The following is a 24,946-nucleotide window of genomic DNA, read 5'->3' as shown; positions in this document are numbered from 1 at the left end:
TTATGGGCCGACGCGAGGTCAGCGGGGTTGTTCCAGGCTGCCGACGAAGCCGGCGATGGCCTGGATTACGCGGGCCGGCTGGTCCTTGTGCGCAGAGTGGCCGCAGTCGGGGATCTCCAGCAGTTCGGTCTGGGGCGCGAGCCGGCGTATGCCGCGGATCTGCGCCAAGGTGCCGTATTCGTCGTCCACGCCCTGGATGGCAAGCACCGGACAGGCGATGCGGGACAGGTATTCGTCCAGGTTCCAGCGGCGGAACGCAGGGTCCAGCCAGATGTCGTTCCAGCCCCAGAACGCCGAATCCGGGTCCGCGTGATAGCGGCCCAGCCGGGCGCGCAGGTCCGTTTCCAGATAGGCCTGGCGCGCCTGCGCGATGCTGGCGACCGACACCTCTTCGACCAGGATGTGCGGCGCCGCGGCCACCACGCCAGCGACGGCGTCAGGATGCATCGCGGCGTACAGCAGGGCGATCGAAGCGCCGTCGCTATGGCCGAACAGCACCGGCTTGTCTTGCGTGGCGTCCACGTCCAGGGCGCGAAGCAGCGCGGGCAGCACCTCGTTTGCCTCGTGGTGCATGAAATCCACCGGCCGCTTTTCTCCAGGCGGCAAGGGCGTCGATTGCCCATAGCCGTAGCGCGAGTACACCAGCCCGCGGCAGCCGGCAGCCTCGCAGACGCGTTGGGGCCAATCCTTCCACATGGCCGCCGAGCCCAGCCCTTCGTGCAGGAACACCAGCAACGGGGCGCCCGAGCGGTCGGATTCGATCCACTGGCATTCCAGGCGCAGATCTCGTCCGCCGGCATGGAGCTCGGTGAAGATGGCCTCGGCCACGGCGCAAGTACTCATAGCGTGGCCTCTTCCAGCTGGCGTAGGCGGAAGCGCTGTATCTTCCCGGTGGCGGTCTTGGGCAGCTCTTCGGTGAAATTGATCTGGCGCGGATACTTGAACGGCGCCAGGTGCTGCTTCACGTAGTTCTGCAACGCGGCCCCGGTTTGGGCGTCGGGCTCGAAGCCGGGGCGCAGCACCACATAGGCCTTGGTCTTGACCAGTCCGTCATGGTCCGGCACGCCGATCACGGCCGCTTCGAGCACGGCCTCGTGCTGCACCAGGATGTTCTCGACCTCGACCGGCGACACATACTGGCCGCTGACCTTGATCATGTCGTCGCTGCGCCCGGCATAGGTGTAGTAGCCGTCCGCGTCGCAGGTGTACTTGTCGCCGCTCTTGAGCCAGTCGCCCAGGAAGCACTGGCGCGTCTTGTCGCGGTTGTTCCAGTACATCAGGGCCGCGCTCGGGCCTTTGATATAGAGGTCGCCGATAGCGCCTGAGGGCACCGGGGCGCCGTTCTCGTCGCGCAGTTGCACTTCATAGCCAGGCACGGGCTTGCCCGTGGTGCCATAACGCAGCTGCCCGGTCTGGTTGGAAATGAAGATGTGCAGCATCTCGGTGGAGCCGATGCCGTCCAGGATCTCGCAGCCGAAGTGGCGCGTGTAGCGTTCGCCGATGTCGCGCGGCAGGGCTTCGCCGGCGGAGGTGCAGATGCGCATGGCCACTTGTTCGCGCGGCGGGAGGTCTGGCGAGGCCAGCATGCTGGCGTACAGCGTGGGCACGCCGTAGAACACCGTGGGGCGGTGCCGGGTCAGGCGCTGGAATACGGCTTGCGGCGTGGGGCGTTCGCCCATCAGGATGACGGTCGCGCCGACGGACAGCGGGAAGGTCAGGCCGTTGCCCAGGCCATAGGCGAAGAACAGCTTGGCGGCCGAGAACACCACGTCGTCCTCGCGGATGCCGAGCACGGGCTTGGCGTAGAGTTCGGCGGTGTGCCAGAGGTTGCCGTGGGTGTGGACCACGCCCTTGGGCTTGCCGGTGGAGCCGGAGGAATACAGCCAGAAGGCGATTTCATCAGACAGGGTGCGCGCCGCGGGCGCAAGGGGCGCCGCCGCCAGCAGGGATTCGAATTCACGTGCGGCCTCCGGCAGGGGGCCGGCGGGTTGCGATATCACCAGGTGTTCGATATCGGCCGGGGCCTGCGCCAGCGCCGCCTGCACGACAGGCAGCAAGGCGCCCGACACGAACACGGCGCGCACGCGGCTGTGACCGATGATGTAGGCGTAGTCGTCGGCGGTCAGCAGGGTGTTCACGGCCACCGGCACCACGCCCGCATGCAGCGCGCCCAGGAAGACTACCGGCCAGTCGACGCTGTCCTGCATCAGCAGCAGGATGCGCTCCTCGCGCCTCAGGCCCAGTTGGCGCAAGGCGCCGGCCATGCGCGCCACCCGCTCCGCCAGTTCGCCGTAGGAGAGCTGGCGCGTATCGTCGATGTAGGCCGGCTTGGCGGCGCGCGGCGCATTGAGCGCCGCCAGGTGGCTGGCGAAGTTGAGTTCGGCGGGACAGGTGTTCACGGTTGTCTCCTGATGTCCTGTGGGGGAAAGCCGCGCTGTGGTTTTTTTCTGGCGGCGGGGCGGGCGCTAGGACCGCGTGAAATCGATGGCGCCGCCGGGCAGCAGGTACAGCACCAGGGCGCGGCCGCCGCTGACGGTCGGGCTGTGCGCGCTGCCGGGGCCATAGACCAGCCAGCCGGCGCCCTGGCCGTCGAAGCGGGCGCCCTCGGTCAGCGGCATGATCATGTCGATCTCGCCATTGGGATGGGCGTGGTGGGGGCCGGCCAGGTCGTTCATGTCCACCACGTCGACCGAACAGTCCGCCAGGTCCGGCGCCGGCTTGATGACGCGGCCGTAGCGGATGCCGCCGCCTTCCCGGTTGCACATCCAGCCATCGGCCACACCCTGTCTACAGGCGGCGAATATGTTCTGGAACAGGGCGCTTTGGGGGCCGGCCTCGCGGTTCAGGTTTTGCTGGAGCGCGGCATCCAGTGGCTGGCCTTCTGTCAGGCGCGTGACCTCGCGCATCAGGGCATGGAATTGATCAGGCGTACTCACCAGGCTCCTCCTTTACACTGTCGGCGCTTCAGAATCGATATGAAATCGACTGCTGTTTTTTTGCACCCGGGCCGCTTTGGGCTGATTGAATGGAAAAATAGTGCTTCCATTGATTATGGTCAAGCACTATAGTGCATAAAACGTGGTAATCAGGGTTTTTGCGGAGTCACGTAAACATGAATCAAGCGCTAGACGCGGCGCCATCCGAACCCAGGCGGGAAGCGTTCCTGGTGGCATTGGGCGAGCGGGTACGCCGCCTGCGGGCCATACGCGGCATGACCCGCAAGAGCCTGTCCCAGGTGACCGGCGTGTCGGAACGTCATCTGGCCAATCTGGAACACGGGGTGGGCAACGCGTCCATCCTGGTGTTGTTGCAGATCGCCCGAGCCTTCAACTGCGCGCTCGCCGAACTGGTGGGCGATGTGACCACCGAATCGCCCGATTGGTTGCTGATCCGCGAACTGCTCAGCGGCCGCACGGAATCCGACCTGCAGCGCGCGCGCGAGGCCCTGACCCAGTTGTTCGGGGTGGGGGCGGGCGCGCAGCGCCCCAACCGCACCCAGCGCGTGGCGCTGATCGGCCTGCGCGGCGCGGGCAAGTCCACCTTGGGCCAGATGCTGGCCGACGACCTCGGCTACCCCTTCGTGGAATTGAACCGCGAGATCGAGCGGGTGGCCGGATGCAGCATCCTGGAAATCCACAATCTGTACGGCCCCAACGCCTACCGCCGCTACGAACGGCGGGCGCTGGAAGAGGCCGTGCAGATCTACCCGGAAATGGTGCTGGCGACGCCGGGCGGCCTGGTGTCCGAGCCGGCCACCCTCAACCTGCTGCTGGCGCATTGCTATACGGTGTGGCTGCGCGCCACGCCCGAGGAGCACATGGGCCGCGTCATGGCGCAGGGCGACTTCCGCCCCATGTCGGGCAACAACGAAGCCATGGCCGACCTCAAGCGCATCCTGGCCGGGCGCGAGGCCTTCTATGCCAAGGCGGACCTCACCTGGGTCACCAGCAATCTGGAAGTGCAGGAGAGCTTTGCCGGCTTGCGTACCCAGGTGCGCAAAGCCTGCGGCCTGCCGCTATAGGCGGACTCGATGCCGGCCTGACCGGCAATATGCATTTTTGTGCATGCCCCGCTTGACGGGGCTTTTTTTGTCCTCTAATCTGCACAATAATTCATGTAGTGCAGTATTTTTCCTGTTTTGGCAGGCGTACGAGGAGACACACTATGAGCAGCACCCTCAACCGGGTTGATTTCCGTACCGACCCCGAGCAGTACCGCCACTGGCGCCTGAGCTTCGACGGCCCGGTTGCCACGCTGGCCATGGATGTCGCCGAAGACGGCGGGCTGCGTCCGGGCTACAAGCTCAAGCTGAATTCCTACGACCTGGGCGTGGACATCGAACTGCACGATGCCTTGCAGCGCATCCGCTTCGAGCATCCGGAAGTGCGCACCGTGGTCGTGACCAGCATGAAGGACCGCATTTTCTGTTCCGGCGCCAATATCTTCATGCTGGGCTTGTCCTCGCACGCCTGGAAGGTGAACTTCTGCAAGTTCACCAACGAAACCCGCAACGGCATCGAGGACTCCAGCCGCCATAGTGGGCTGAAGTTCATCGCCGCGCTCAATGGCGCCTGCGCCGGGGGCGGTTATGAGCTGGCGCTGGCCTGCGACGAGATCATGCTGATCGATGACCGCTCTTCCGCCGTCGCACTGCCCGAGGTGCCGCTGCTGGGCGTGCTGCCGGGCACCGGCGGCCTGACCCGCGTCACTGACAAGCGCCGCGTGCGCCACGACCATGCCGACATTTTCTGCACCCTGGTCGAGGGCGTGCGCGGCCAGCGCGCCAAGGACTGGCGCCTGGTGGACGAGGTGGTCAAGCCGGCCCGTTTCGAGGCGGCCGTGAGCGAACGCGCGCAGGCGCTGGCGCAGGGCAGCGACCGCCCGGCCGGTGAGCAAGGCATCGCGCTGACGCCCGTGCAGCGCACCGAAAGCGCCGACGGCCTTGCCTACCGCTACGTGGGTATCCAGTTGGATCGCGAGAAGCGCCAGGCCACCTGGACGGTGCGCGCGCCCGAAGGCGCGGTGGAGTCTGAACTGCGGGACATCGTCGCCGCGGGCGCCAACTGGTGGCCCTTGCAGATGGCGCGCGAACTGGACGACGCCATCCTGACCCTGCGCACCAACGAGCTGGACATCGGCACCTGGATCATCAAGACCGAGGGCGACGCCGCGCTGGTATTGGCCGCCGATGCCGCCCTGGAACGGCACGCGGACCACTGGTTCGTGCGCGAAACGGCCGGCATGCTGCGCCGCACGCTGGCGCGCCTGGACGTTACCTCGCGCAGCCTGTTCGCGTTGATCGAGCCGAGCTCCTGCTTTGCCGGCACCTTGCTGGAACTGGCGCTGGCCGCAGACCGCAGCTACATGCTGGACAACGAGGACGAGTCCGCGCCCGCGCAAATCGTGGTGGGTGCGCGCAATTTCGGCGCCTATCCGATGGTCAACGGCCAGAGCCGGTTGCAGCGCCGCTTCTACGAAGAGGAAAGCCCCCTGGAAGCGGTCCGGGCGCGCGCCGACCAGCCGCTGTCGGCCACCGATGCGCTGGAATTGGGCCTGGTCACCTACGCGCCGGACAACATCGATTGGGACGACGAGGTGCGGATGATGCTGGAAGAGCGCCGCGCGCTCTCGCCCGACGCCCTGACCGGCCTGGAGGCCAACCTGCGTTTCGGCGGCAAGGAAACGATGGAGACCCGCATCTTCGGCCGCCTCACCGCGTGGCAGAACTGGATCTTCAACCGCCCCAACGCCGCCGGCGACAAGGGCGCGCTCAAGCTCTACGGCAAGGGCGAGCAGGCCGCATTCGACTGGAACCGGGTCTGACGGCCCCGCGACACCGCGCCGCGTGACCGCGGCCACCCCACAGGAACAGGAGCGAGACATGTCTGGAATCAATTACACCGATAAGATCCCCAACAACGTCAATCTGTCCGGCGACCGCACCTTGCAGCGCGCGCTGGAACATTGGCAGCCGAATTACCTGCAATGGTGGCAGGACATGGGGCCCGATGGCTCCCATGGCTTTGACGTCTACCTGCGCACGGCGGTCAGCGTGCAGCCCGACGGCTGGGCGCACTTCAACCACGTCAAGATGCCGGACTACCGCTGGGGCATTTTCCTGGCGCCGCAGGACGGCCAGCGCAAGATCCATTTCGGCGAAAACATGGGCCGCGACGTCTGGCAGGACGTGCCCGGCGAGCACCGCGCCAACCTGCGCCGCATCATCGTCACGCAGGGCGATACCGAGCCGGCCTCGATCGAGCAACAGCGCCATCTGGGCCTGACTGCGCCGTCGCAGTACGACCTGCGCAACCTGTTCCAGATCAACGTCGAGGAAGGCCGCCACCTGTGGGCCATGGTCTATCTGCTGCACCGCTACTTCGGCCGCGACGGCCGCGAAGAAGCCGATGCGTTGCTTCAACGCAGCTCGGGGGATTCCGACAACCCGCGCATCCTGGGCGCATTCAACGAGAAGACCCCCGACTGGCTGGCCTTCTACATGTTCACCTACTTCACCGACCGCGACGGCAAGTTCCAGCTGTGCGCGTTGGCGGAGTCCAGCTTCGATCCGCTGGCGCGCACCACCAAGTTCATGCTGACCGAGGAAGCGCACCATATGTTCGTGGGCGAGTCCGGCATCTCGCGCGTCATCCAGCGCACCTGCGAGGTCATGAACCAGCTCAAGACCGACGATCCGGCCAGCGTGCGCGCGGCCGGCGTGATCGACCTGCCCACCATCCAGCGCTACCTGAACTTCCATTACAGCGTCACCATCGACCTGTTCGGCGCGGACCAGTCGTCCAATGCCGCCATCTTCTACGGCTCGGGCCTGAAAGGCCGCTACGAAGAGAGCAAGCGCACCGACGACCACCAGTTGAAGAACGACACCTACCGCGTGCTGACGGTGGAAAACGGCCAGTTGCGCGAGACCGAGGTGCCGATGCTGAACGCCTTGAACGAAGTGCTGCGCGACGATTTCATCCGCGATTCGGTCGCCGGCATCGGCCGCTGGAACAAGGTCATCGAAAAAAGCGGCGTGCCGTTCCGGCTGCAGGTGCCGCACAAGGCCTTCAACCGCCAGATCGGCACGCTGGCCGGCATCCGCATGTCGCCTGAAGGCGAGATCCTTTCCGAGTCGCAATGGCAGGCCAACAGCCACAAGTGGCTGCCCACGCCCGAGGACCGCGCCTTCGTCGCGTCGCTGATGGGGCGCGTCACCGAGCCGGGCAAGTTCGCCAACTGGATCGCGCCGCCGGTCATGGGCATCAACCGCCAGCCGGTGAATTTCGACTACGTCCGTTTCAACTAAAGCGGGGCGGCGGCCGCGCCCGCGGCCGCCTACCGGAGCATGGGGAAGACCAAGATGAACGCTCCCTTACCAGCAGAAGTCCTGAAGCAGCATCTGATCGATCCCGAGATCTGCATCCGCTGCAATACCTGCGAAGAAACCTGTCCGATCAAGGCGATCACCCACGATTCGAACAACTACGTGGTGGATCCCGAGATCTGCAACGGCTGCATGGCCTGCGTGCCGCCTTGTCCCACGGGAGCCATCGACAATTGGCGGCTGATGGTGCGCACTGAAGCCTATGGCCTGCAGGAGCAACTGGGCTGGGAAGAACTGCCGGGCGAGAAGGCGCTGCCGGAAGCGATGGCTGCCGCGCCCGCAAGCAATGCGCCTGATGCAACCGAGGCAGCCATCGCGCCGCCGTTGTCCGCCGCGCCTGGCGCCACGGTTCCGCCCTGGTCCGCCGCCCATCCCTACGTCAACCTGTACACGCACAAGGCGCCGATGACGGCGACCGTGGTCGGCAACTATCGCGTGACAGGCGCGGATACCGAAAGCGACATCCACCATATCGTGCTCGACTTCGGCGAACTGCCGTTCCCGGTGCTGGAGGGGCAGTCCATCGGCATCCTGCCGCCGGGCCTGGATGCCCAGGGTCGGGCGCACCACGCGCGCCAGTATTCGCTGGCCAGTCCGCGCGACGGCGAACGCGCCGGCTACAACAATCTTTCCCTGACGGTGAAGCGCGTCACCGAGGACCATGCCGGCGCCGCGGCCCACGGCGTGTGCTCGAACTATCTGTGCGACCTGGCCAAGAACGACAAGGTGCAGGTGATCGGACCGTTCGGCAACACCTTCCTGATGCCCAACCACCCTCGCGCCAATCTGATCATGATCTGCACCGGCACGGGTTCGGCCCCCATGCGCGCCATGACCGAGCGCTACCGGCGCCGTATCGAGACCGGTGAAAACGGCCGGCTATTGCTGTTCTTCGGCGCGCGCACCGAGCGCGAGCTGCCGTACTTCGGGCCGCTGATGAAGCTGCCGCGCGACTTCATCGACATCAATCTGGCGCTGTCGCGCGAAGCCGGACAACCCAAGCGCTATGTGCAGGACCTGATCCGCGACCGCGCAGGCGCCGTGCGCGAACTGCTGGCGGACCGCAACACCTGCATCTACGTGTGCGGCCTGAAGGGCATGGAGCTTGGCGTGCTGGACGCCCTGCGCGAGGTGACGCTGCAAGCGGGCCAGGATTGGTCTATCCTGCATGATGCATTGCGCCGCGAAGGGCGCCTGCATTTCGAAACGTACTGAATCCACAAACATGCGTGGCAATCGGCGCGCCATGGCGCGCCGATTGCATTTGCGGGGGAAAACCACAAATGAAGTTCGCCGAGTTCAAGGACGGCATGGTCATCAAGGGCGGTCCGGTCAGCGTGACGGAAGCCGAGATCCTGGAGTTCGCACGCAAGTTCGATCCCCAGTGGTTCCACACCGATCCCAAGCGCGCCTCGGAAGGCCGCTGGGGCGGGCTGATCGCCAGCGGCTGGCATACCTGCGCGCTGGCCATGCGCATGGCGGTGGACGCGGCGCTGCACGATTCCGAATCCTTCGGCTCCCCCGGCCTGGGCGAAGTGCGCTGGCGCACGCCGGTGCGTCCCGGCGACACGCTGCGCCTGGAAGCGCGCGTGCAGGGCGTGCGCACGTCGTCATCGCGCCCGGACCTGGGCATCATCACCTGGGCCTGGACGGTCCTGAACCAGCACGACGAAGGCGTGCTGGAACTGGACGCGACCAGCCTGTTCGATCTTTCGGGCGAGAACTGAGGCTGGCGCCAATGGGCCGGGCGGCGTGGCGCTAGCGCTTGCCCGCCTGCTTCAGGATGGCCGTAGCCTCGGGCCCGGCCGCGGCTTTCCAGGTCTTGACCGAGTCCGCTGCCGCGTCCTTCAGCGCCTTGCGCACGGGCAGCGGCACCGACGTATTGATCGCCACTCCGTTCTTGCGCATGCTGGCGTAGTTCTGCTGCAAGCGCCCCTCGATGCGCTTCCACTGTTCGGTTTCCGTCTGCGCCGCTGCCTGGTCGATCGCGCGGCGCGTGCGCGCATCCAGCGCCTGATACGCCTGCAGGTTCATCGTCGCCACCGAGATCGGCATGGCATAGTTGATTTCGGCGAAGTTGGGCAGATGCTCCCACAGCTTGCGGCCCGCGCCGCCGTCGCCCGATGACAGCACCGCGTTTACTTCGCCCGAGGCGATCAGCGGCATCGCATCGGCGAAGGAAATGTTCTGCGCGCGGGCGCCGGCCTTTTGCATGACGTCCTGCGACGTGGCGTCGTAGGTGCGTATGCTCAAGCCCTTCAGTGCCGCGACGCTGTCCAGCTTCTGCTTGGACCAGATGCCGGACGCGGGCCAGGGCGTGGTGTAGAGCAGCTTCTGCCCGTGCGCCGCCAGCAGCTTTTCATACGCGGGCCGGGCGGCTTTGTTCAGATTGCGGGCCTTGGACAGGGAGTCCGCCAGGAACGGCAGCGACGACACGCCGAACAAGGGGTACTTGGTGGCGAGCGCGCCGGCGAAGGCATCGCCCGCGTCCACCTTGCGCGTTTCAACGGCATCTATCATGTCGCCCGACTTGATCCCCTTGGAGGCGTCATAGCTGGCATCAATGACCACGCTGCCGGCCGTCTTGGCGCGGACCAGCTCGGCAAAGGTGGTCACGCCTTGCCCCGGCATGGAGGTGGCCGGGTACTCGGTGGTCATCGTGAGGGTGGTGGCGGCGTAGGCGCCATGGGCGACGAACGCCATGGCGATGCCCGTCATCAGACGGAAAGAAGGACAGCCTTGCATGCGCGGCTCCTGGTCGCGTGGAGGAAACCTGGTCCGGACACGCGGGACGGCGCGGGGGCGCCGGAGCCTGTGCCTGGCCGATGCCGCAAAGCGTACGGCTTGTGCAAGGACTCGCCTATACGGGCTTTCGGCAATGCGGGGGCTTTTTGGGGATGATTGCGGCGCCATGGAGGCTGCGCGGCAGTTACTCGATGGGCAAGTCGTGCATCTTCAGGAAAGACAGTTTGTCCCAGTAACCTCGTTGGAACACGATCCTGCCCGCGCGCACGGTGAAGAACCCGCAGCCGCGCAAGCCCAGGGGATCGCGCCACTCCAGGGCGACGACCTCGCCGGCTTCGTGGATCGCTTCCACGATGCAGGTCATGTCGGCCTGGGCAAACTCGCGTTCGAACATCGCCCGTATGGCATCGCGTCCGACGATGGGTTCCTGGGTGACCTGGTGGTTTACTGCCGCCTCATCGTAGAGCTCGGCCAGGCCGCCGGCATCGGCGGCATTGAACCGCGCGACCCATTCTTCGACAAGCTGACGCGGAGTCACGTGAGTATCCTTTGTGCATGGACGGACTTACGTTGGATGTGCAATGTGCGTGGTGGCAGCCATTGCCATCTGGAAATAACAAAAACTGCGCATTAGTGCGTGGTTTTTGCAATGTAATATACTGTAATTACTGGGAAAAATGATAGTTATGGATTAAGGTGACTATCGACATTGCGCTCTCTGTCGGAGGTAAAGTATGAAACTGGAAGATCGCATGAGTCGATCGATCAAGCAGCGTGCAAGCGTCGTGGTCTTGCGCTCAGACTTCGCTGAGATGGCGAGCGATTCTCAGATCGGACGTGTCTTGGCCCGCTTTGTGGATGAGGGCAGGCTTGTTCGTGTAAGCAAGGGGGCTTTTGCCAAGGCCCGCATTAACAAGTACACCGGCAAGCCAACTCCCGCGGGAACGTTGGAAATGATTGCGGCAGAGCTTTTCCGCAAGCTCAGGATCTCTGTGGAACCCAGCGCGCTCGTGACTGAATACAACAGTGGCCAATCGACTCAGATTCCCATGGATGCGACTGTCAATACGGGGCGCCGGCGCATCACTCGGAAAGTGACGGTGGGGAACAGCACGCTGACGTATGAAAAAAATTCCAGACGAGCTGAAGTCTGATATTGAAGACGCCGCCACGGCCGGGCTGCTGGGAAACTTGCCGGCTTCCGTCGCGGAAAAAGACCTGCACATCACTGACGCACTGCGGGTTCTGGCCCAGATCAAGGTCACGCACATTGCGCATCAGAAGGACCGAAAAAAGGGTGATTCCGAGCCCGTGTCTATCTTCGTGGCTACAAGATTGGTCTTCGCGGGCGGGACATGCCTTTCGAAAGCGCACGGTCTCATAGAGCGGATGTCTGAAGATATCGACATCAAAGTTGAGCTGGAAGTGGTACCGGAGGGTTACGTCCTGCAGGACGGGCACACAGACCGGGCGCGATTGGGCCATTTGCATAGGGAGGTAGGGCGGCGTCTCGCGGAGGCGGGCTTCCAACTCACGGTCCATGACAATGGCGAGAATCCTGTGTCGCGTGACAGCCGCCGTTATTACTGTCTATCGGTTTCGTATGCGGCGTATTTCCAGGACGTGTCTGGCGCACTGCGTCCCGAACTCAAGCTTGAGCTGATACACCGTCCTCCCGTGTTGGCGGCTGAAATGCGCGAAATGGGATACATGCTAGATGGCTTCGTTCCCCGCGAAATGCCTCTTCGCTTTTCCATGGCGTGCATTACGGTGGCCGAGACGCTGGCAGAGAAGGTGTTGTCACTACTGCGCCGTTGCGCCTGGAACTGGGACGGGCATCAACGTGGCGAGTTCGATACCGCTTTGGTCCGTCATATCTACGACGTCTGGCGCATTGCGGGAAGTCGGCCTGATGCCTTGGAGGCTGCCCGTCGGATCTTTGCCGGCTTGGTCAAGAAAGATGTGGAGGAATTCCTGGGCCAGCATCCCGAGTTTGATCGAGATCCGTATGCGGTGCTTCGGCGGACATTGGCCGTTGTTGCCGTCGATGAAGGGCTAAGGGCAAATTTCGAGCGGCGCTTGAAGCCGCTGCTCTATGCCGCGCACAAGCCGGATTTCCAGACCTGTTATGCAGCTTTCGCTAGTGCCGCAGAGGGCCTGCTTGATGGCCACGCCTGAATGGAATGACAAGGGTGCCGGTATGCGTGATGAACCAAAAAAAGCCGCCCCAGAAGGGCGGCTTGGGCTTTGTGGCCGATCAGGCGATCAATAGAACGCCTGGATGCCGGTCTGCGCGCGGCCCAGGATCAGGGCGTGCACGTCGTGGGTGCCTTCGTAGGTGTTGACCACTTCCAGGTTCACCAGGTGGCGGGCCACGCCGAATTCATCGGAGATGCCGTTGCCGCCGAGCATGTCGCGCGCCAGGCGGGCGATGTCCAGCGCCTTGCCGCAGGAATTGCGCTTCATGATGGAGGTGATTTCGACGGCGGCGGTGCCTTCGTCCTTCATGCGGCCCAGGCGCAGGCAGCCTTGCAGGGCCAGGGTGATGTCGGTCTGCATGTCGGCCAGCTTCTTCTGGATCAGCTGGTTGGCGGCCAGCGGACGGCCGAATTGCTTGCGGTCCAGCGTGTACTGGCGGGCGGTGTGCCAGCAGGCTTCGGCGGCGCCGATGGCGCCCCAGGCGATGCCGTAGCGGGCCGAGTTCAGGCAGGTGAACGGACCCTTCAGGCCGGACACGCCGGGCATCATCTGGTCAGCGGAAATTTCCACTTCGTCCATGACGATTTCGCCGGTGATCGAGGCGCGCAGGCCGACCTTGCCGTGGATGGCCGGGGCCGACAGGCCCTTCATGCCCTTTTCCAGGATGAAGCCGCGGATCTTGCCGTCGAAGTCGCCGCCGACGCACTTGGCCCACACCACGAACACGTCCGCGATGGGGGAGTTGGTGATCCACATCTTGTTGCCGGAAACCTTGTAGCCGTCGGCCGTCTTGACGGCGCGGGTTTCCATGCCGCCGGGGTCGGAGCCGTGGTTGGGTTCGGTCAGGCCGAAGCAGCCGATCCATTCGCCGCGGGCCAGCTTGGGCAGGTACTTCTGCTTTTGCGCTTCGCTGCCGAATTCATTGATGGGCACCATCACCAGGGACGACTGCACGCTCATCATGGAGCGGTAGCCGGAGTCGATGCGTTCGACTTCGCGGGCGATCAGGCCGTAGCTGACGTAGTTCAGGCCGGCGCCGCCGTACTCGACGGGGATGGTGGCGCCCAGCAGGCCCAGTTCGCCCATTTCGGAGAAGATGGCCGGGTCGGTCTGTTCATTGCGGAACGCGTTCAGCACGCGCGGGGCGAGCTTGTCCTGCGAATAGGCCAGGGCGGCGTCGCGCACCATGCGTTCTTCGTCGGTCAGTTGCTGGTCCAGCAACAGGGGGTCTTGCCAGTGAAAGGAAGGATTCGAGGACATGCAGGGTCTCCGCTATGGATTTCGGAATGCTAGAAAGTTTAAACCTAAAATAATTCGGGCGGCAAGCAGCGATTGGAACGGCCGGCGCGCGGCGCCGCCGTTCCGTCCCGCCTTTAGTGCTGCGCCTTGAGCGCGGCGTCGCGGATCTTTTCCAGGGTCGTGCCCGGGGTGATGGTTTCCGGATCGATGAAGCAATGCAGGATGGCCGGCTTGCCGCTGGCCAGGGCGCGTTCGAAGGCCGGGCCGAATTGCTCGGTGGTCTCGACGCGTTCGCCGTGGCCGCCGAAGGCGCGCGCGTAGTCGGCGAAGTCCGGATTCTTCAGCTCGGTCGCGGAAATGCGGCCGGGGTAGTGCTTTTCCTGGTGCATGCGGATCGTGCCGTACATGCCGTTGTCCACCAGCACCACGACGATGGGCAGGTCGTACTGCACCGCGGTCGCGAATTCCTGGCCATGCATCAGGAAGCAGCCGTCGCCGGCGAAGCAGACCACGGTCTTGTCGGGCGAGACGCGTTTGGCGCCTACGGCCGCGGGCAGGCCGTAGCCCATGGAGCCCGAGGTGGGCGCCAGTTGCGTGCCGAAGCGCGTAAAACGGTGGAAGCGGTGCAGCCAGGTGGCGTAGTTGCCGGCGCCGTTGGTCATGATGGCGTCGGCCGGCAGCGTCTTTTCCAGGTAGGCCATGACCTGGCCCATTTGCAGCGCGCCTGGCGTCGTGATGGCGCCGGGGTCGCTCCATTTCAGGTACGACTCGCGCATGGCTTGCGTGCCGGCGGCCCAGGCGGGCTGGGCCGGGGTCTTCAGGCCGGCCAGCGCCTGCGTGAAGGCGGCGGGCGAGGTGTTGATGGCCAGGGTGGCGCGGTAGACGCGTCCCAGTTCGGCGGTGTCGGGATGCACGTGCACCAGCTTCTGCTTGGGTACGGGGATGTCCAGCAGGGTGTAGGCCTGGCTGGGGTTCTCCGACATGCGGCCGCCCACCAGCAGGATCAGGTCCGCATCGGCGACGCGCTTGAGCAGCGCCGGGTTGATGCCCAGGCCCACGTCGCCGATGAAGCAGGGATGGTCGGCCGGGAACAGCATCTGGCGGCGGAAGGACACCGCCGTGGGCAGCGCGTGGCGCTGCGCGAAATCGGCGAATTGCTGTACCGCGCGGGCGTCCCAGCGCGTGCCGCCCAGGATCGCGACCGGGCTCTTGGCCTCGGCCAGCAGCTTTTCCAGGTCGGCCAGTTGGCCGGCCGTGGGGGCGGAATCGATGACCTCGTAGCGCGGCGCGTCGGCCACCTTGGCGGCTTCGACCAGCATGTCTTCCGGCAGCGCGATCACCACCGGGCCGGGACGGCCCGAGGTGGCGATGTGGAAGGCGCGCGACACCAGTTCGGGGATGCGTTCGACCTGGTCGATCTCGGTGACCCACTTGGCCTGCGTGCCGAACACGGCGCGGTAGTCCATTTCCTGGAAGGCCTCGCGTTCGCGCATGCCGCGCTCGATCTGGCCGACGAAGAGGATCAGGGGGGTGGAGTCCTGCTTGGCGATGTGCACGCCGGCCAGCGCGTTGGACGCGCCCGGGCCGCGGGTCACCATGCAGATGCCGGGTTCGCCGGTCAGCTTGCCGTGGGCGTCGGCCATCATGGCCGCGCCGCCTTCCTGGCGGCACACCGTGACCTTGATGTCCGCATCGTGCAGGCCGTCCAGCACTGCCAGATAGCTTTCGCCAGGGACGCAGAAAACATGTTTGACGCCCTGTGCAACCAGCTGGTCGACCAGGATGTGTCCGCCAAGGCGGGATTCTTGCTGGGACATGGGGGTGGTAGTCATGATGAGCCGAGGTTAGGACATCCGAGCATAATGTTCCTTGATCGCACAAGGCAATTGATAAAATTGCACAATCTATTGACCCACCGGCACGACCTGCCATGCTGCGCCGCGGCGAAAACCGCGTGACGGGGCGCGGCGGCGCCCGCCGGCATCTGGCGGTTCCCGCTCCATGAGAAACGGCATTCCCAACCTGAGCGCCCTGCAGGCGTTTGAAGCTTCGGCCCGCCTGGGCAGCTTTTCCCGCGCGGCGGAAGAACTGTCCCTGACGCACAGCGCGGTCTACCGGCAGGTGGCCAGCCTGGAGTCGCGCCTGGGCGTGCAGCTGTTCACCCGGGTGCGGCGGCGCATCGTGCTGACCGACCACGGGGCGGAGTACGCCGGCCGCATCCGGCACCACCTGGACCAGATCGAAAAAGACACGTTCGGCCTGGTCAGCCGCACCGGCATGGGCCGCAGCATCCATATCGCCGTGGTGCCCACGCTGGCGACGACCTGGCTGATACCGCGCCTGGCGGGCTTCCAGCGCGAGCACGGCGACATCACGGTCAGCCTGTCCGTGCGCACGCTGCCGTTCCAGTTCAAGGACCAGCCCTTCGACGGCGCGCTGTATCACGGGGACGGAGTGTGGCCGGGCACCCAGGGCGTGCTGTTGTTTCCCGAGCGGGAGCTGGTGCCGGTGTGCGCGCCGGAGTTGGCGCAACGCGTGGCGGAGCCGGGCGCCAGCGCGCTGTCCGGCATGACCCATCTGCATCTGGCGTCGCGGCCGGACGCCTGGCGGCAATGGTATGGGGCCAATAGCCACCTGTACGGTCCGCAAGCCGCTGGCGGGCCGCGCTACGAGCTCTTCACCATGGTGATGGCGGCGGTGCAGGCCGGCCTGGGAGTAGGGCTGATGCCGCGCTTCCTGGCCCAGCCCGCGCTGGACCAAGGTACGCTGGTGATGCCGGTGCCCCAATCGCTGGCGGTCAGCCAGGGCTATTACTTTGGCTATCCACAACGCAGCGAACGCTCCGAAGCGCTGAAAGTCTTCGAGAGTTGGCTGAAGACTGCCGCTGCCGGCGTGGGCGAACGCTGAGCCGTAGAATCCCAGCCATGTCCGCATCCCGCCCGCCACTTGAATCCCAGGCCGATATCGACGCCTTCATCGACGCCGTATGGCTCGAGGACGGCTTGTCGGCCAACACCCTGGCCGCCTACCGGCGCGACCTGACCGGCTTTGCCCGCTGGCTGGAAGATCCCGAGGCCTATGCGCGCGAAATGGCCGACCGCCATGGCGATACCGCGCAGGCCCATGCGCTGCCCGCGGGGCCCGCCAAGCCCCTGCGCGATGCAGGCAAGGCCGACATCGAAGCGTGGTTCGCCTTCCGCCACGAGGAAACCCGCGCCACCACCGCCAACCGCAGGCTGGCCGCGTTGCGCCGCTTCTACGCCTGGGCCTTGCGCGAACACCGTGCCGAATGCGATCCCTGCCTGACGCTGATCGCCGCCAAGCAGCCGCCGCGCATGCCCAAGACCTTGTCCGAGCAGCAGGTGGACGCCTTGCTGCGCGCGCCCGACCTGGAGCAGGCCCGCGGCCTGCGCGACCGCGCCATGCTGGAAACGTTGTACGCCACGGGGTTGCGCGTGTCCGAGCTGGTAAGCGTGCGCGCGCTCGACGTGAGCCTGAATGAAGGCGTGGTGCGGGTGGTGCTGGGCAAGGGTGGCAAGGACCGGCTGGTGCCGCTGGGCGCCGAGGCCGCGCATTGGATCGACCGCTACCTCAAGTCAGCGCGGCCGGAGCTGGCGGCCGGACGCGTGAGCGATGCGCTCTTCATCACCGGCCGGGCCGAAGCGATGTCGCGCCAGGCTTTCTGGCAACTGGTGAAGAAGTACGCCCTGCTGGCCGACGTGCGCGCGCCGCTGTCGCCGCACGTGCTGCGGCACGCCTTCGCCACCCACCTGCTGAACCACGGCGCCGACCTGCGCGTGGTGCAGATGCTGCTGGGGCATGCCGACATTTCCACCACGCAGATCTACACGCACGTCGCGCGCGAACGCCTGAAGGCGCTGCACGCGGCGCACCATCCGCGCGGCTAGCCTGACGCGGTTTCCATACTTCTTTCTTCACGCATTCCCATGAGCAAAGCCCGCCACGTTTCGGAAACGCCCGCCACCCAGTTCCTCAAGCAGCACAAGGTCGCCTACACGGAACACACCTACGACTATGTGGACCACGGCGGCGCCGGCGAAGCTGCGCGCCAGCTGGGGCTGGATCCGCATGCGGTGGTCAAGACCCTGGTGATGGAGGACGAGTCCGCCAAGCCCCTGATCGTCGTCATGCACGGCGACCGCGAGGTCTCCACCAAGAACCTGGCGCGCCAGGCGGGCCTCAAGCGGGTCGAACCCTGCAAGCCCGAGGTGGCGCAGCGCCATTCGGGCTACCAGGTGGGGGGCACCTCGCCCTTCGGCACGCGCAAGAAAATGCCGGTATGGGTCGAGGCGGAAGTGCTGGATTACCCCGTGGTCTACATCAACGGCGGGCGGCGCGGGTATCTGATCGGCATCGACCCTAAAGTGCTGGTCGCGCTGCTGGGCGCCAAGGGCGTGTCCGTCGCGCTGGAGTAGGTCGCCCTTGTCCGGACGTGGTATTCCCATACCACCTCCTGGGCTGGCGGCCGCGCCACAATAGGGGCGTAGAGCAAGAACCGGAGCCCGCCACGGGCGCTGAACCGGCTTTCCGCCATCCCTAGGAGACAAACATGAGCAAGCGACTGTTGATGCTGGTCGGCGACTACGCCGAGGACTATGAAACCATGGTGCCGTACCAGACCCTGCTGACGGTGGGGCACACGGTGCACGCGGTATGCCCGGACAAGAAGGCGGGCGACACCATTGCCACCGCCATCCATGATTTCGAAGGCGCGCAGACCTACACCGAAAAGCGCGGCCACAATTTTGCGCTCAACTACGACTTCGACCGCGTCGAGCCGGCCTCATACGACGGCTTGGTGATCCCGGGCGGCCGCGCGCCGGAATATCTGCGCCTGAACGAAAAGGTGCTGGACATCGTGCGCGCCTTCGACCAGGCCGGCAAGCCTATCGCGGCGGTCTGCCACGGCGCGCAACTGCTGGCTGCGGCCGGAATCCTGAAGGGCCGCACCTGCTCCGCCTATCCCGCGTGCGCGCCGGAAGTGCGCCTGGCAGGCGGCACCTACGCCGAGATCGGCATCGATCAGGCCTACACCGATGGCAACCTGGTGACGGCGCCGGCGTGGCCTGCGCATCCGGCCTGGATGTCGCAATTCCTGGCGGTGCTGGGCACCAAGATCACGCACTGATCTCCAGCAACCAGGAAAAGCGCCTGGGGCGGCAATCTTGCCGCCCCAGGCGCTTTCCGTTAGTGCGCGCCGATCAGGCGAAATCGAGCACGATGCGACCTTCGATCTGGCCGCGGCGCATGCGGTCGAACACGTTATTGATGTTCTCCAGGCTTTCGGTGGCGACGGTGGCGTGTACCTTGCCCTCTTCGGCGAACTGCAGCGATTCCTGCAGATCCAGGCGTGAACCCACGATGGAGCCGCGCACGGTGACGCCGTTGAGCACCATGTCGAAGATCGACAGCGGGAAGTCGCCCGGCGGCAGCCCGTTTAGCGCCACCGTGCCGCCGCGTCGCACCATGCCCAGCGCCTGCTCGAAGGCCTTGGGCGATACCGCCGTGATCAGCGCGCCATGCGCGCCGCCGATTTCACGCTTCAGGTAGGCGGCGGGATCGGTGGTCTTGGCGTTGACCGTGACTTCGGCGCCCAGGCGGCGGGCGAAGTCCAGCTTGGCGTCGTCGATGTCCACCGCGGCCACGTTCAGCCCCATGGCCTTGGCGTACTGCACCGCCATATGGCCCAGCCCGCCGATGCCCGAGATCACCACCCAGTTGCCCGGACGGGTATCCGTCATCTTCAGGCCCTTGTAGACGGTGACGCCGGCACACAGCACGGGCGCGATGTCCACGAAGCTGACGTTCTTGGGCAGCAGGCCCACATAGTCGGCCGCGGCCAGCGCATATTCGGCGAAGCCGCCGTTCACCGAATAGCCCGCGTTCTGCTGCTGTTCGCACAGGGTTTCCCAGCCGCCCAGGCAGTGCTCGCAATGTCCGCAGGCGGAGTACAGCCAGGGGATGCCAACGCGGTCGCCTTCCTTCACATGGGTGACGCCGGCGCCCACCGCCACCACGTGGCCGACGCCTTCGTGGCCGGGGATGAACGGCGGGTTGGGCTTGACGGGCCAGTCGCCTTCGACCGCGTGCAGGTCGGTATGGCATACCCCGCAGGCCTCGATCTTTACCAGCAATTCGCCCGGACCCGGGCGCGGCACCGCGACTTCTTCGATTGCCAGGGGCTTGCCGAATGCTCGTGCAACCGCTGCTTTCATGGTTTTATCCATCACTGCCTCCGAAGTCTGATCAAGATTCCTTATGCTCGAACGAGGACGCTTTCCCGACCATGATTTATATCAACCGAAGGGACTGCCCGCCGATGCAGGAAACGTGTGGTTGCAGAAAGAGGCCAGTGCCTGGGGGCGAATCCGACCCGCCGCCGCGTCTTGCCGCGGCCGCCGCAAACGGCGTACAGTCAGCCGTATGCATCCCGGCCCAGGCCCAAGGCCCAGACCCGAGTTCCAGGAGCTTCCATGTGTGAAATCTTCATTCGCGCCACCGAGCAGTCCTACGCGCCCGAAACCCGTTCGTTGCGGCTGCATGGCGTGGCCACCAGCTTGCGGCTGGAGCAGCTGTTCTGGCAGGTATTGGAAGAAATCGCCGGCCGCGACGGCATGCGCGTGACGCAGCTGATCGAACGTTTGTATGACGAACTCATCGAGTACCGGGGCGAGGCCGCCAACTTCACCTCGTTTCTGCGCGTGTGCTGCCTGCGCTATCAGCTGTTGCAGGCCGAGGGCCGCATCCCGCTGGACGCGGCCGTGCCGATCCGCTCGCTCAATCCCCAAGCCGTGCTGGAAGGCCTGCCGTCCACGCTGTACGACGCCCAGCCCCTGCGCCCCAAACGCAAGGCCGCGTAAGCCGTCCGCGCTGGCGCTGCTGCCGCGCCAAAAAACAAAGGGCCCGAATTTTCGGGCCCTTTGTTTCTATTGCCGCCTACCGCGGCCGGCGTTCAGCCGCCGGGCTGAATCGACGCCATCGCCACTTCGTTCTGCACGATGCGGCGGATGCGCACCGCATCGCCGATGCGCGACAGCTTGCCTTGCGAATCCAGCAGCACGATGGCCAGGTCGCGGCCGTTGATGCGGGCCAGCATGACCAGGCATTCGCCCGCTTCGTTGATGTAGCCCGTCTTCGACACCTTGATGTCCCAGTCGGGCTTGCGCACCAGCAGGTTGGTGTTGCGGAACGTTTGCGTACGGTTGTTGACCTCGACCTCGTACTCGGTATCGGTGGAGTAGCGGTGGATCAGCGGGCGCTGGGAGGCGGCGCGCAGCAAGCGGGCCAAGTCGTGCGGCGACGAGACGTTGTCGCTGGACAGGCCGGTGGGTTCGATGAAGCGGGTGCTGGCCATGCCCAGCGCCTGCGCCTTGGCGTTCATGGCGGCCACGAACGCGGGCAGGCCGCCAGGATAGTGGCGGCCCAGCGCGTTGGCGGCGCGGTTCTCGGACGACATCAGCGCCAGGTGCAGCATGTCGCCGCGCGTCAGCTTGGTGCCCACGCGCAGGCGCGAGGTGGTGTGCTTGAGGCCGTCGACGTCTTCGTCGGTGATCTCCAGCATTTCGTCCATGGGCAGGTTGGCGTCGACCACGACGACGGCGGTCATCAGCTTCGAGATGGAAGCGATGGGGCGCACCACGTTTTCGTTCTTGGCGAAGATGACCGTGGACGTTTCCAGGTCCTGCACGTAAGCGGTGGTGGAGCGCAGGGCGGCTGCTTCGGCGCGCACCGAGGAGGCGGGCGGCGGCATGGCGGCCGAACCCAGCGCGGCAGCGGCGGCGGCGCGTTGCGCGCGCGACGGCTGCGACGGTTTGTTCGGCTTGCCGTTCTTGCCGGCGGCGGCGCCCTTCTTGGGCGGCGTGCCCTTGGCGGCGACCTGTTTACCGCCCTTGGGGGCGGCGGCCTTCTTGCCGGCGGAGGATTTGGGGGGAGCTTTCTTGGCGGAGGAGGCGGCCTGTTTGCCGGAGGCGCTCTTGCCGGAGCTGGCCTTGGGGGCCGGAGCCTTCTTCGCTTGTTGCGCCTTGCAGGCCGACGACTTGGCGTTGGTCTTGCAAGGGTCCGTATTCTTCGCGGCTTGCGCGGCGGGGGGCAGGAGCGCGCACACCGCCAGCGCCACCGGCGCTATCGCGTTCGCAATCGCACGTTTCCAGGGAAATGCCATGGTTTGAGCTGGCTTGTCAGTCTGTGAGTAAATATTTCTTAAGCCGGCGTTTCGTCGGGTCAGAAAAAATCCAGATGAATTAGAGGCTTACGCGTCGAATTTAAACAGCAATTTCAAGTTGCGCGCAAGGCGATTCGCTATCATCGTTGAAAAAAATAATAGTGACGTATTGACGGTCGCTTCAATTCGTCACAAGACAAGTCCGAGAAGCTAACGGCAGGCGGCGCGTGAGCGTAGCCCGGATTAACCCTCATCTGGCTGAAAGTGAGATTTTCGACTCGCCGGCGCAGCGCAAAACGTGCTCACTGGAGAGCAGTTGCGTCAGGCGGATGGGGAACATGCTGGGGGGAAGGAAAGCGTCGGAATCGACGCCAAAGGTGGCCTCGCCGGGTGGAATCGAACCACCAATTGACCCTTAGGAGGGGCCGGTTATATCCATTTAACTACGGCGAGACAATTTCTGATCAGGCGGCACGGCCGGTCGAAGGGACCGTGCCTGCTCACTAAGGCCTTGATATTGCTACGAATCTTTCAGTTCCGAGTTTATCACTGGGGACACGGGCTTCGGCGCAGGACGCAAGTCTATCAGCAGGCGGCGCAAGCCCCAAATCCGTAGCCCGCAGCCTCGCGTCCCGGACCCGGCGCTCGACGCGGCTATTGCCTGGGGCCGGAAGCTATTTGTATATGATGTCCGAGTCCTGCGCCGCGCGCGCCGGACCGCCCCGAGGAGGGGGTGGCGAACCAAAACAACGAAGAACAGGTTTCATGTCTAGCCAAACCGATACGAATTTCACCCGCACCCTGATCGTGGGCACGCTGGTCGTGCTGCTCGCCATGGGGGTGCGCGCCACCTTTGGCCTCTTCATGCAGCCTATGGGGCTGGCGCAGGGCTGGGGGCGCGAAGTGTTCTCCATGGCCTTCGCGCTGCAAAACCTGGTGTGGGGCGTGGCCTGTATCTTCATGGGCATCATGGCCGACCGCTACGGTTCGGGCCGCACCATCGCCCTGGGCGCGGTGCTGTACATGCTGGGCATGATAGGAACGCGCTTCGCCACCGACGAAGCCACGCTCTACCTGACGGCCGGCGTGCTGGTCGGGCTGGGCCAGGCTGGCACGACTTTTCCGGTGATCCTGCCCGTGGTGGCGCGCGCGGTCCCGCCCGCCTACCGCAGCACGGCCATGGGCATCGCCAGCGCCGGCGGCTCCCTGGGCCAGTTCGCCGTGGTGCCAACGGGACAGGTGCTGATCAGCGGCCTGGACTGGCCGGGCGCGTTGTGGGTCTTGTCGCTGTTTGTTGCTTGCGGCGCGCCCCTGGCCTATTTCCTGCGTGGCCGTCCGCAAGCCCACAGCGGACCGCAGCAATCGCTCGCCTCGGCGGTCAAGCAGGCGGTGCGCCACCCCTCGTTCCACTTCCTGTTCTGGAGCTACTTCGTCTGCGGCTTCCACACCGCCTTCATCACGCTGCATCTGCCGGCCTACGTCAGCGACGGCGGCCTGAGCGCGGGGCAGGGCGCGACCGCCATCGCGCTGATCGGCCTGTTCAACGTGCTGGGTTCGTTCTATGCTGGCAAGCTGGGCGGCAAGTACAGCAAGAAGCGCCTCTTGGCGGTGGTGTACGGCATGCGCGCCTTCGGCATCCTGCTGCTGTTGTGGATGCCCTTGTCGCCGTGGGTGCTGTACGCCTTCGCGGCGTGGATGGGGCTGTTCTGGCTGGGGACCGTGCCGCTCACGCAGGGTTTGATCGGCCAGATCTACGGCCTGCGCTATGCGGCCACCTTGTCCGGCATCGTCTTCCTGGGCCACCAACTGGGCAGTTTCATCGGCGTGTGGCTGGGCGGATACGCCTACGCCAAGACTGGCAACTACGATGCAGTCTGGTGGCTGGGCGTGGCGCTGGCCATCCTCGCCGCACTGCTGTGCCTGCCGGTGCGCGAACAGCCGGTGGGCCAGCCGGCCCCGGCCTGAGGCCGGGCTTGCCAGGAATGCTGATGTCTTCCCCGACCCACTCCGCCTCCGCCGTCCGCCGCCATCGCGGCTGGCGCATCGCGGGCGCGCTGGCCCTGGTTGCCGTCATGGGCCTGGCGTTCTGGGGCTACACCACGCCGGAAATGCAGATCCACTGGGAAAACCTGGCCGCGCTCTGCGGCTTCTAGAAGCGTTTTCCGCTCGGCCTCGCGGTATCCTACGGCGGTATTTCTTCCCTCATCGCGCGCCGCTTCTGGCGGGCGCTCCGGATACCCATGCAGGACTCTTCGCCTTCCTTTCCCGATCTATCGCTGCCGGACATCGGCGGCATGCCTGCCGCCGACACGCTGGTGCTGACGGTGAACAACCGCCTGTCGCGCCGCCTCACGCTGGAGCTGGCTGGGCTGCTGCGCCAGGAGCGCCAGGTCAGCGAATTGCCGCGCATCCTGCCGCTGTCCGCCTGGCTGGCCGATGCCGCCAACGAGCTCGCGTTCGAGACAGATGACGATGTGCCCGCCTATCGGCTGGACAGCTTCGCCACGCAGCTGGTGTGGACCGAGGCGATCCGCGCGGAAGAAGCCGAACGCGTGCTGTTGGACGCCAGCCAGGCCGCGCGCCTGTCAATGGACGCGGACCTGCTGATGGACGAATGGCAACTGCAGGTGCCTTCGGGTGCGGACACCGACGAGTACCGCGGCTTCGCGAAATGGCGCATGCGCTATCGCCAGGCGCTGGCCGGCATCGATGCCGAGGACGCCAATCAGGGCTACGCGCGCGTGCTGCGGGCGCTGGAGGACGGGCGCCTGCCCATTCCGCAGCAACTGGTGCTGGCAGGGTTTACCGATATCTCGCCGCGATTCCGCCGGCTGCTGCGCGCCTTCGAAGAGCAGGGCGCCGCCGTCGCGCAATGGCGCGATGCGCAGCGCGTCGCAACAGCGGCGCGGCGCTTCGAGGCTGCGGATCAAGGCGCGGAATGGCGCGCTGCCGCGGCCTGGGCGGCCGAGCATCTGAAGGCGCATCCGCATGGCCGCTACGCCATCGTCTCGCCCCAGCTGGAGGCGGAATCGCCTTTCGCGCGGCGGGTGCTGAGCCAGGCCCTGGCCGGGCGCGGCGGCGAAGCCGCGTATGCCTTCAACGTGGCGGTGGGCCGGCCCTTGAACGAATGGCCCATGGCGCGCGCGGCGCTGGCGTGGTTGCGCGCCCTGGCCGAATGCGCGCCGGGCAAGGGC

23 protein-coding genes, 1 tRNA gene and 1 pseudogene are annotated in these 24,946 nt (G+C 65.5%); 15 read left to right on the top strand and 10 right to left on the bottom strand.

What is annotated here, in order from left to right:
* Positions 1 to 18: 18 nt before the first annotated feature.
* The 3 genes from WBB14_RS02470 to WBB14_RS02460 all read right to left on the bottom strand — a co-directional run bounded on the left by WBB14_RS02470 (position 19) and on the right by WBB14_RS02460 (position 2,936).
* The gene (locus WBB14_RS02470; protein ID WP_424238418.1) at positions 19 to 843 is read right to left on the bottom strand and encodes an alpha/beta fold hydrolase; all 825 of its coding nucleotides are present in this window, start codon (positions 841 to 843) and stop codon (positions 19 to 21) included.
* Positions 840 to 2,399, bottom strand: coding sequence for a benzoate-CoA ligase family protein (locus WBB14_RS02465; protein WP_424238417.1), 1,560 nt, complete (start codon positions 2,397 to 2,399; stop codon positions 840 to 842). The genes WBB14_RS02470 and WBB14_RS02465 overlap by 4 nt, the downstream gene beginning before the upstream one ends.
* A gap of 66 nt (positions 2,400 to 2,465) precedes the next feature.
* Positions 2,466 to 2,936 carry a DUF4863 family protein gene (locus WBB14_RS02460; protein ID WP_424238416.1) on the bottom strand — a complete coding sequence of 157 codons (471 nt, stop codon included), beginning with the start codon at positions 2,934 to 2,936 and terminating at the stop codon, positions 2,466 to 2,468.
* A gap of 176 nt (positions 2,937 to 3,112) precedes the next feature.
* Between WBB14_RS02460 and WBB14_RS02455 the strand changes: the two genes are divergently transcribed.
* The 5 genes from WBB14_RS02455 (at position 3,113) to WBB14_RS02435 (ending at position 9,114) form a co-directional block, all read left to right on the top strand.
* Positions 3,113 to 4,021: a helix-turn-helix transcriptional regulator gene (locus WBB14_RS02455; protein WP_006221123.1), complete on the top strand. Its 909-nt coding sequence runs from the start codon at positions 3,113 to 3,115 to the stop codon at positions 4,019 to 4,021.
* Between the two features lie 143 nt (positions 4,022 to 4,164).
* Positions 4,165 to 5,823, top strand: coding sequence for a 2,3-epoxybenzoyl-CoA dihydrolase (gene boxC / locus WBB14_RS02450; RefSeq protein WP_424238415.1), 1,659 nt, complete (start codon positions 4,165 to 4,167; stop codon positions 5,821 to 5,823).
* Positions 5,824 to 5,881: 58 nt separating this feature from the next.
* Positions 5,882 to 7,309, top strand: a complete 1,428-nt coding sequence (boxB, locus tag WBB14_RS02445; RefSeq protein WP_173146102.1) for a benzoyl-CoA 2,3-epoxidase subunit BoxB — start codon at positions 5,882 to 5,884, stop codon at positions 7,307 to 7,309.
* Between the two features lie 54 nt (positions 7,310 to 7,363).
* The gene (gene boxA, locus WBB14_RS02440; RefSeq protein WP_424238414.1) at positions 7,364 to 8,602 is read left to right on the top strand and encodes a benzoyl-CoA 2,3-epoxidase subunit BoxA; all 1,239 of its coding nucleotides are present in this window, start codon (positions 7,364 to 7,366) and stop codon (positions 8,600 to 8,602) included.
* A gap of 68 nt (positions 8,603 to 8,670) precedes the next feature.
* Positions 8,671 to 9,114: a MaoC family dehydratase gene (locus WBB14_RS02435; protein ID WP_424238413.1), complete on the top strand. Its 444-nt coding sequence runs from the start codon at positions 8,671 to 8,673 to the stop codon at positions 9,112 to 9,114.
* A gap of 31 nt (positions 9,115 to 9,145) precedes the next feature.
* On the opposite strand, the gene WBB14_RS02430 is transcribed toward WBB14_RS02435, so the two are convergent.
* Together WBB14_RS02430 and WBB14_RS02425 are read right to left on the bottom strand one after the other, a co-directional pair.
* Entirely contained in the window at positions 9,146 to 10,132 is a 987-nt protein-coding gene (locus WBB14_RS02430; RefSeq protein ID WP_424238412.1) for a TRAP transporter substrate-binding protein, read from the bottom strand.
* Between the two features lie 184 nt (positions 10,133 to 10,316).
* A complete protein-coding gene (locus tag WBB14_RS02425) occupies positions 10,317 to 10,670 on the bottom strand; it encodes a nuclear transport factor 2 family protein (protein WP_424238411.1) in 354 nt (117 codons plus the stop codon).
* A 196-nt stretch (positions 10,671 to 10,866) separates the two neighbouring features.
* On the opposite strand from WBB14_RS02425, the gene WBB14_RS02420 reads away from it, so the two are divergent.
* Positions 10,867 to 11,286 (top strand): DUF6088 family protein, encoded by a 420-nt coding sequence (locus WBB14_RS02420; protein ID WP_424238410.1) that lies wholly within the window; start codon positions 10,867 to 10,869, stop codon positions 11,284 to 11,286.
* Entirely contained in the window at positions 11,255 to 12,310 is a 1,056-nt protein-coding gene (locus tag WBB14_RS02415; protein WP_424238409.1) for a nucleotidyl transferase AbiEii/AbiGii toxin family protein, read from the top strand. The genes WBB14_RS02420 and WBB14_RS02415 overlap by 32 nt, the downstream gene beginning before the upstream one ends.
* Before the next feature lie 87 nt (positions 12,311 to 12,397).
* Here the strand turns inward: WBB14_RS02415 and WBB14_RS02410 are convergent, their stop codons facing one another.
* Both WBB14_RS02410 and WBB14_RS02405 read right to left on the bottom strand, forming a co-directional pair.
* Positions 12,398 to 13,591, bottom strand: a complete 1,194-nt coding sequence (locus WBB14_RS02410; protein ID WP_013395635.1) for an acyl-CoA dehydrogenase — start codon at positions 13,589 to 13,591, stop codon at positions 12,398 to 12,400.
* A 113-nt stretch (positions 13,592 to 13,704) separates the two neighbouring features.
* On the bottom strand, positions 13,705 to 15,387 hold the full coding sequence (locus tag WBB14_RS02405) for a thiamine pyrophosphate-binding protein (RefSeq protein ID WP_424238430.1): 1,683 nt from the start codon (positions 15,385 to 15,387) through the stop codon (positions 13,705 to 13,707).
* A gap of 184 nt (positions 15,388 to 15,571) precedes the next feature.
* On the opposite strand from WBB14_RS02405, the gene WBB14_RS02400 reads away from it, so the two are divergent.
* The 4 genes from WBB14_RS02400 to WBB14_RS02385 all read left to right on the top strand — a co-directional run bounded on the left by WBB14_RS02400 (position 15,572) and on the right by WBB14_RS02385 (position 18,719).
* Positions 15,572 to 16,477, top strand: a complete 906-nt coding sequence (locus WBB14_RS02400; RefSeq protein ID WP_424238408.1) for a LysR substrate-binding domain-containing protein — start codon at positions 15,572 to 15,574, stop codon at positions 16,475 to 16,477.
* 17 nt (positions 16,478 to 16,494) lie between these two features.
* The gene (xerD, locus tag WBB14_RS02395; RefSeq protein WP_424238407.1) at positions 16,495 to 17,478 is read left to right on the top strand and encodes a site-specific tyrosine recombinase XerD; all 984 of its coding nucleotides are present in this window, start codon (positions 16,495 to 16,497) and stop codon (positions 17,476 to 17,478) included.
* 39 nt (positions 17,479 to 17,517) lie between these two features.
* Entirely contained in the window at positions 17,518 to 18,006 is a 489-nt protein-coding gene (gene ybaK, locus WBB14_RS02390) for a Cys-tRNA(Pro) deacylase (RefSeq protein WP_424238406.1), read from the top strand.
* Between the two features lie 134 nt (positions 18,007 to 18,140).
* On the top strand, positions 18,141 to 18,719 hold the full coding sequence (locus WBB14_RS02385; RefSeq protein ID WP_332011513.1) for a DJ-1/PfpI family protein: 579 nt from the start codon (positions 18,141 to 18,143) through the stop codon (positions 18,717 to 18,719).
* A 73-nt stretch (positions 18,720 to 18,792) separates the two neighbouring features.
* Here WBB14_RS02385 and adhP read toward each other — a convergent pair whose 3' ends face one another.
* Positions 18,793 to 19,818, bottom strand: coding sequence for an alcohol dehydrogenase AdhP (adhP, locus tag WBB14_RS02380; protein WP_088142178.1), 1,026 nt, complete (start codon positions 19,816 to 19,818; stop codon positions 18,793 to 18,795).
* A gap of 246 nt (positions 19,819 to 20,064) precedes the next feature.
* On the opposite strand from adhP, the gene WBB14_RS02375 reads away from it, so the two are divergent.
* A complete protein-coding gene (locus WBB14_RS02375; protein ID WP_424238405.1) occupies positions 20,065 to 20,451 on the top strand; it encodes a ribbon-helix-helix domain-containing protein in 387 nt (128 codons plus the stop codon).
* A 92-nt stretch (positions 20,452 to 20,543) separates the two neighbouring features.
* Here WBB14_RS02375 and pbpG read toward each other — a convergent pair whose 3' ends face one another.
* Positions 20,544 to 21,752, bottom strand: coding sequence for a D-alanyl-D-alanine endopeptidase (gene pbpG, locus WBB14_RS02370; protein WP_424238404.1), 1,209 nt, complete (start codon positions 21,750 to 21,752; stop codon positions 20,544 to 20,546).
* A gap of 378 nt (positions 21,753 to 22,130) precedes the next feature.
* Positions 22,131 to 22,205 (bottom strand) — tRNA-Arg (locus tag WBB14_RS02365).
* Positions 22,206 to 22,517: 312 nt separating this feature from the next.
* Between WBB14_RS02365 and WBB14_RS02360 the strand changes: the two genes are divergently transcribed.
* From WBB14_RS02360 to WBB14_RS02350, 3 genes and pseudogenes are all read left to right on the top strand, one after another.
* Positions 22,518 to 23,717: an MFS transporter gene (locus WBB14_RS02360; protein ID WP_424238403.1), complete on the top strand. Its 1,200-nt coding sequence runs from the start codon at positions 22,518 to 22,520 to the stop codon at positions 23,715 to 23,717.
* 23 nt (positions 23,718 to 23,740) lie between these two features.
* Positions 23,741 to 23,905: a hypothetical protein gene (locus WBB14_RS02355; RefSeq protein ID WP_424238402.1), complete on the top strand. Its 165-nt coding sequence runs from the start codon at positions 23,741 to 23,743 to the stop codon at positions 23,903 to 23,905.
* A gap of 87 nt (positions 23,906 to 23,992) precedes the next feature.
* Positions 23,993 to 24,946, top strand: a pseudogene (locus tag WBB14_RS02350) (PD-(D/E)XK nuclease family protein); the annotation flags it as partial.

Origin of the sequence: Achromobacter sp. (genome assembly GCF_049647645.1) — a bacterium.
Lineage (GTDB): Bacteria > Pseudomonadota > Gammaproteobacteria > Burkholderiales > Burkholderiaceae_B > Achromobacter.
The sequence above is the reverse complement of the archived record's forward strand: the minus strand, read 5'-3'. Positions and strand labels throughout refer to the sequence as shown.

Bases quoted from the DNA above. Each gene is read 5' to 3' on its own strand.
- WBB14_RS02430 (WP_424238412.1), bottom strand. From the start codon at position 10,132: ATGCAAGGCTGTCCTTCTTTCCGTCTGATGACGGGCATCGCCATGGCG.
- adhP (WP_088142178.1), bottom strand. From the start codon at position 19,818: ATGGATAAAACCATGAAAGCAGCGGTTGCACGAGCATTCGGCAAGCCC.
- boxA (WP_424238414.1), top strand. From the start codon at position 7,364: ATGAACGCTCCCTTACCAGCAGAAGTCCTGAAGCAGCATCTGATCGAT.
- WBB14_RS02415 (WP_424238409.1), top strand. From the start codon at position 11,255: ATGAAAAAAATTCCAGACGAGCTGAAGTCTGATATTGAAGACGCCGCC.
- WBB14_RS02405 (WP_424238430.1), bottom strand. From the start codon at position 15,387: ATGTCCCAGCAAGAATCCCGCCTTGGCGGACACATCCTGGTCGACCAG.
- WBB14_RS02355 (WP_424238402.1), top strand. From the start codon at position 23,741: ATGTCTTCCCCGACCCACTCCGCCTCCGCCGTCCGCCGCCATCGCGGC.
- boxC (WP_424238415.1), top strand. From the start codon at position 4,165: ATGAGCAGCACCCTCAACCGGGTTGATTTCCGTACCGACCCCGAGCAG.
- WBB14_RS02435 (WP_424238413.1), top strand. From the start codon at position 8,671: ATGAAGTTCGCCGAGTTCAAGGACGGCATGGTCATCAAGGGCGGTCCG.
- pbpG (WP_424238404.1), bottom strand. From the start codon at position 21,752: ATGGCATTTCCCTGGAAACGTGCGATTGCGAACGCGATAGCGCCGGTG.
- WBB14_RS02410 (WP_013395635.1), bottom strand. From the start codon at position 13,591: ATGTCCTCGAATCCTTCCTTTCACTGGCAAGACCCCCTGTTGCTGGAC.
- WBB14_RS02385 (WP_332011513.1), top strand. From the start codon at position 18,141: ATGAGCAAGCGACTGTTGATGCTGGTCGGCGACTACGCCGAGGACTAT.
- ybaK (WP_424238406.1), top strand. From the start codon at position 17,518: ATGAGCAAAGCCCGCCACGTTTCGGAAACGCCCGCCACCCAGTTCCTC.
- boxB (WP_173146102.1), top strand. From the start codon at position 5,882: ATGTCTGGAATCAATTACACCGATAAGATCCCCAACAACGTCAATCTG.
- WBB14_RS02470 (WP_424238418.1), bottom strand. From the start codon at position 843: ATGAGTACTTGCGCCGTGGCCGAGGCCATCTTCACCGAGCTCCATGCC.
- WBB14_RS02400 (WP_424238408.1), top strand. From the start codon at position 15,572: ATGAGAAACGGCATTCCCAACCTGAGCGCCCTGCAGGCGTTTGAAGCT.
- WBB14_RS02420 (WP_424238410.1), top strand. From the start codon at position 10,867: ATGAAACTGGAAGATCGCATGAGTCGATCGATCAAGCAGCGTGCAAGC.
- WBB14_RS02360 (WP_424238403.1), top strand. From the start codon at position 22,518: ATGTCTAGCCAAACCGATACGAATTTCACCCGCACCCTGATCGTGGGC.
- WBB14_RS02455 (WP_006221123.1), top strand. From the start codon at position 3,113: ATGAATCAAGCGCTAGACGCGGCGCCATCCGAACCCAGGCGGGAAGCG.
- WBB14_RS02375 (WP_424238405.1), top strand. From the start codon at position 20,065: ATGTGTGAAATCTTCATTCGCGCCACCGAGCAGTCCTACGCGCCCGAA.
- xerD (WP_424238407.1), top strand. From the start codon at position 16,495: ATGTCCGCATCCCGCCCGCCACTTGAATCCCAGGCCGATATCGACGCC.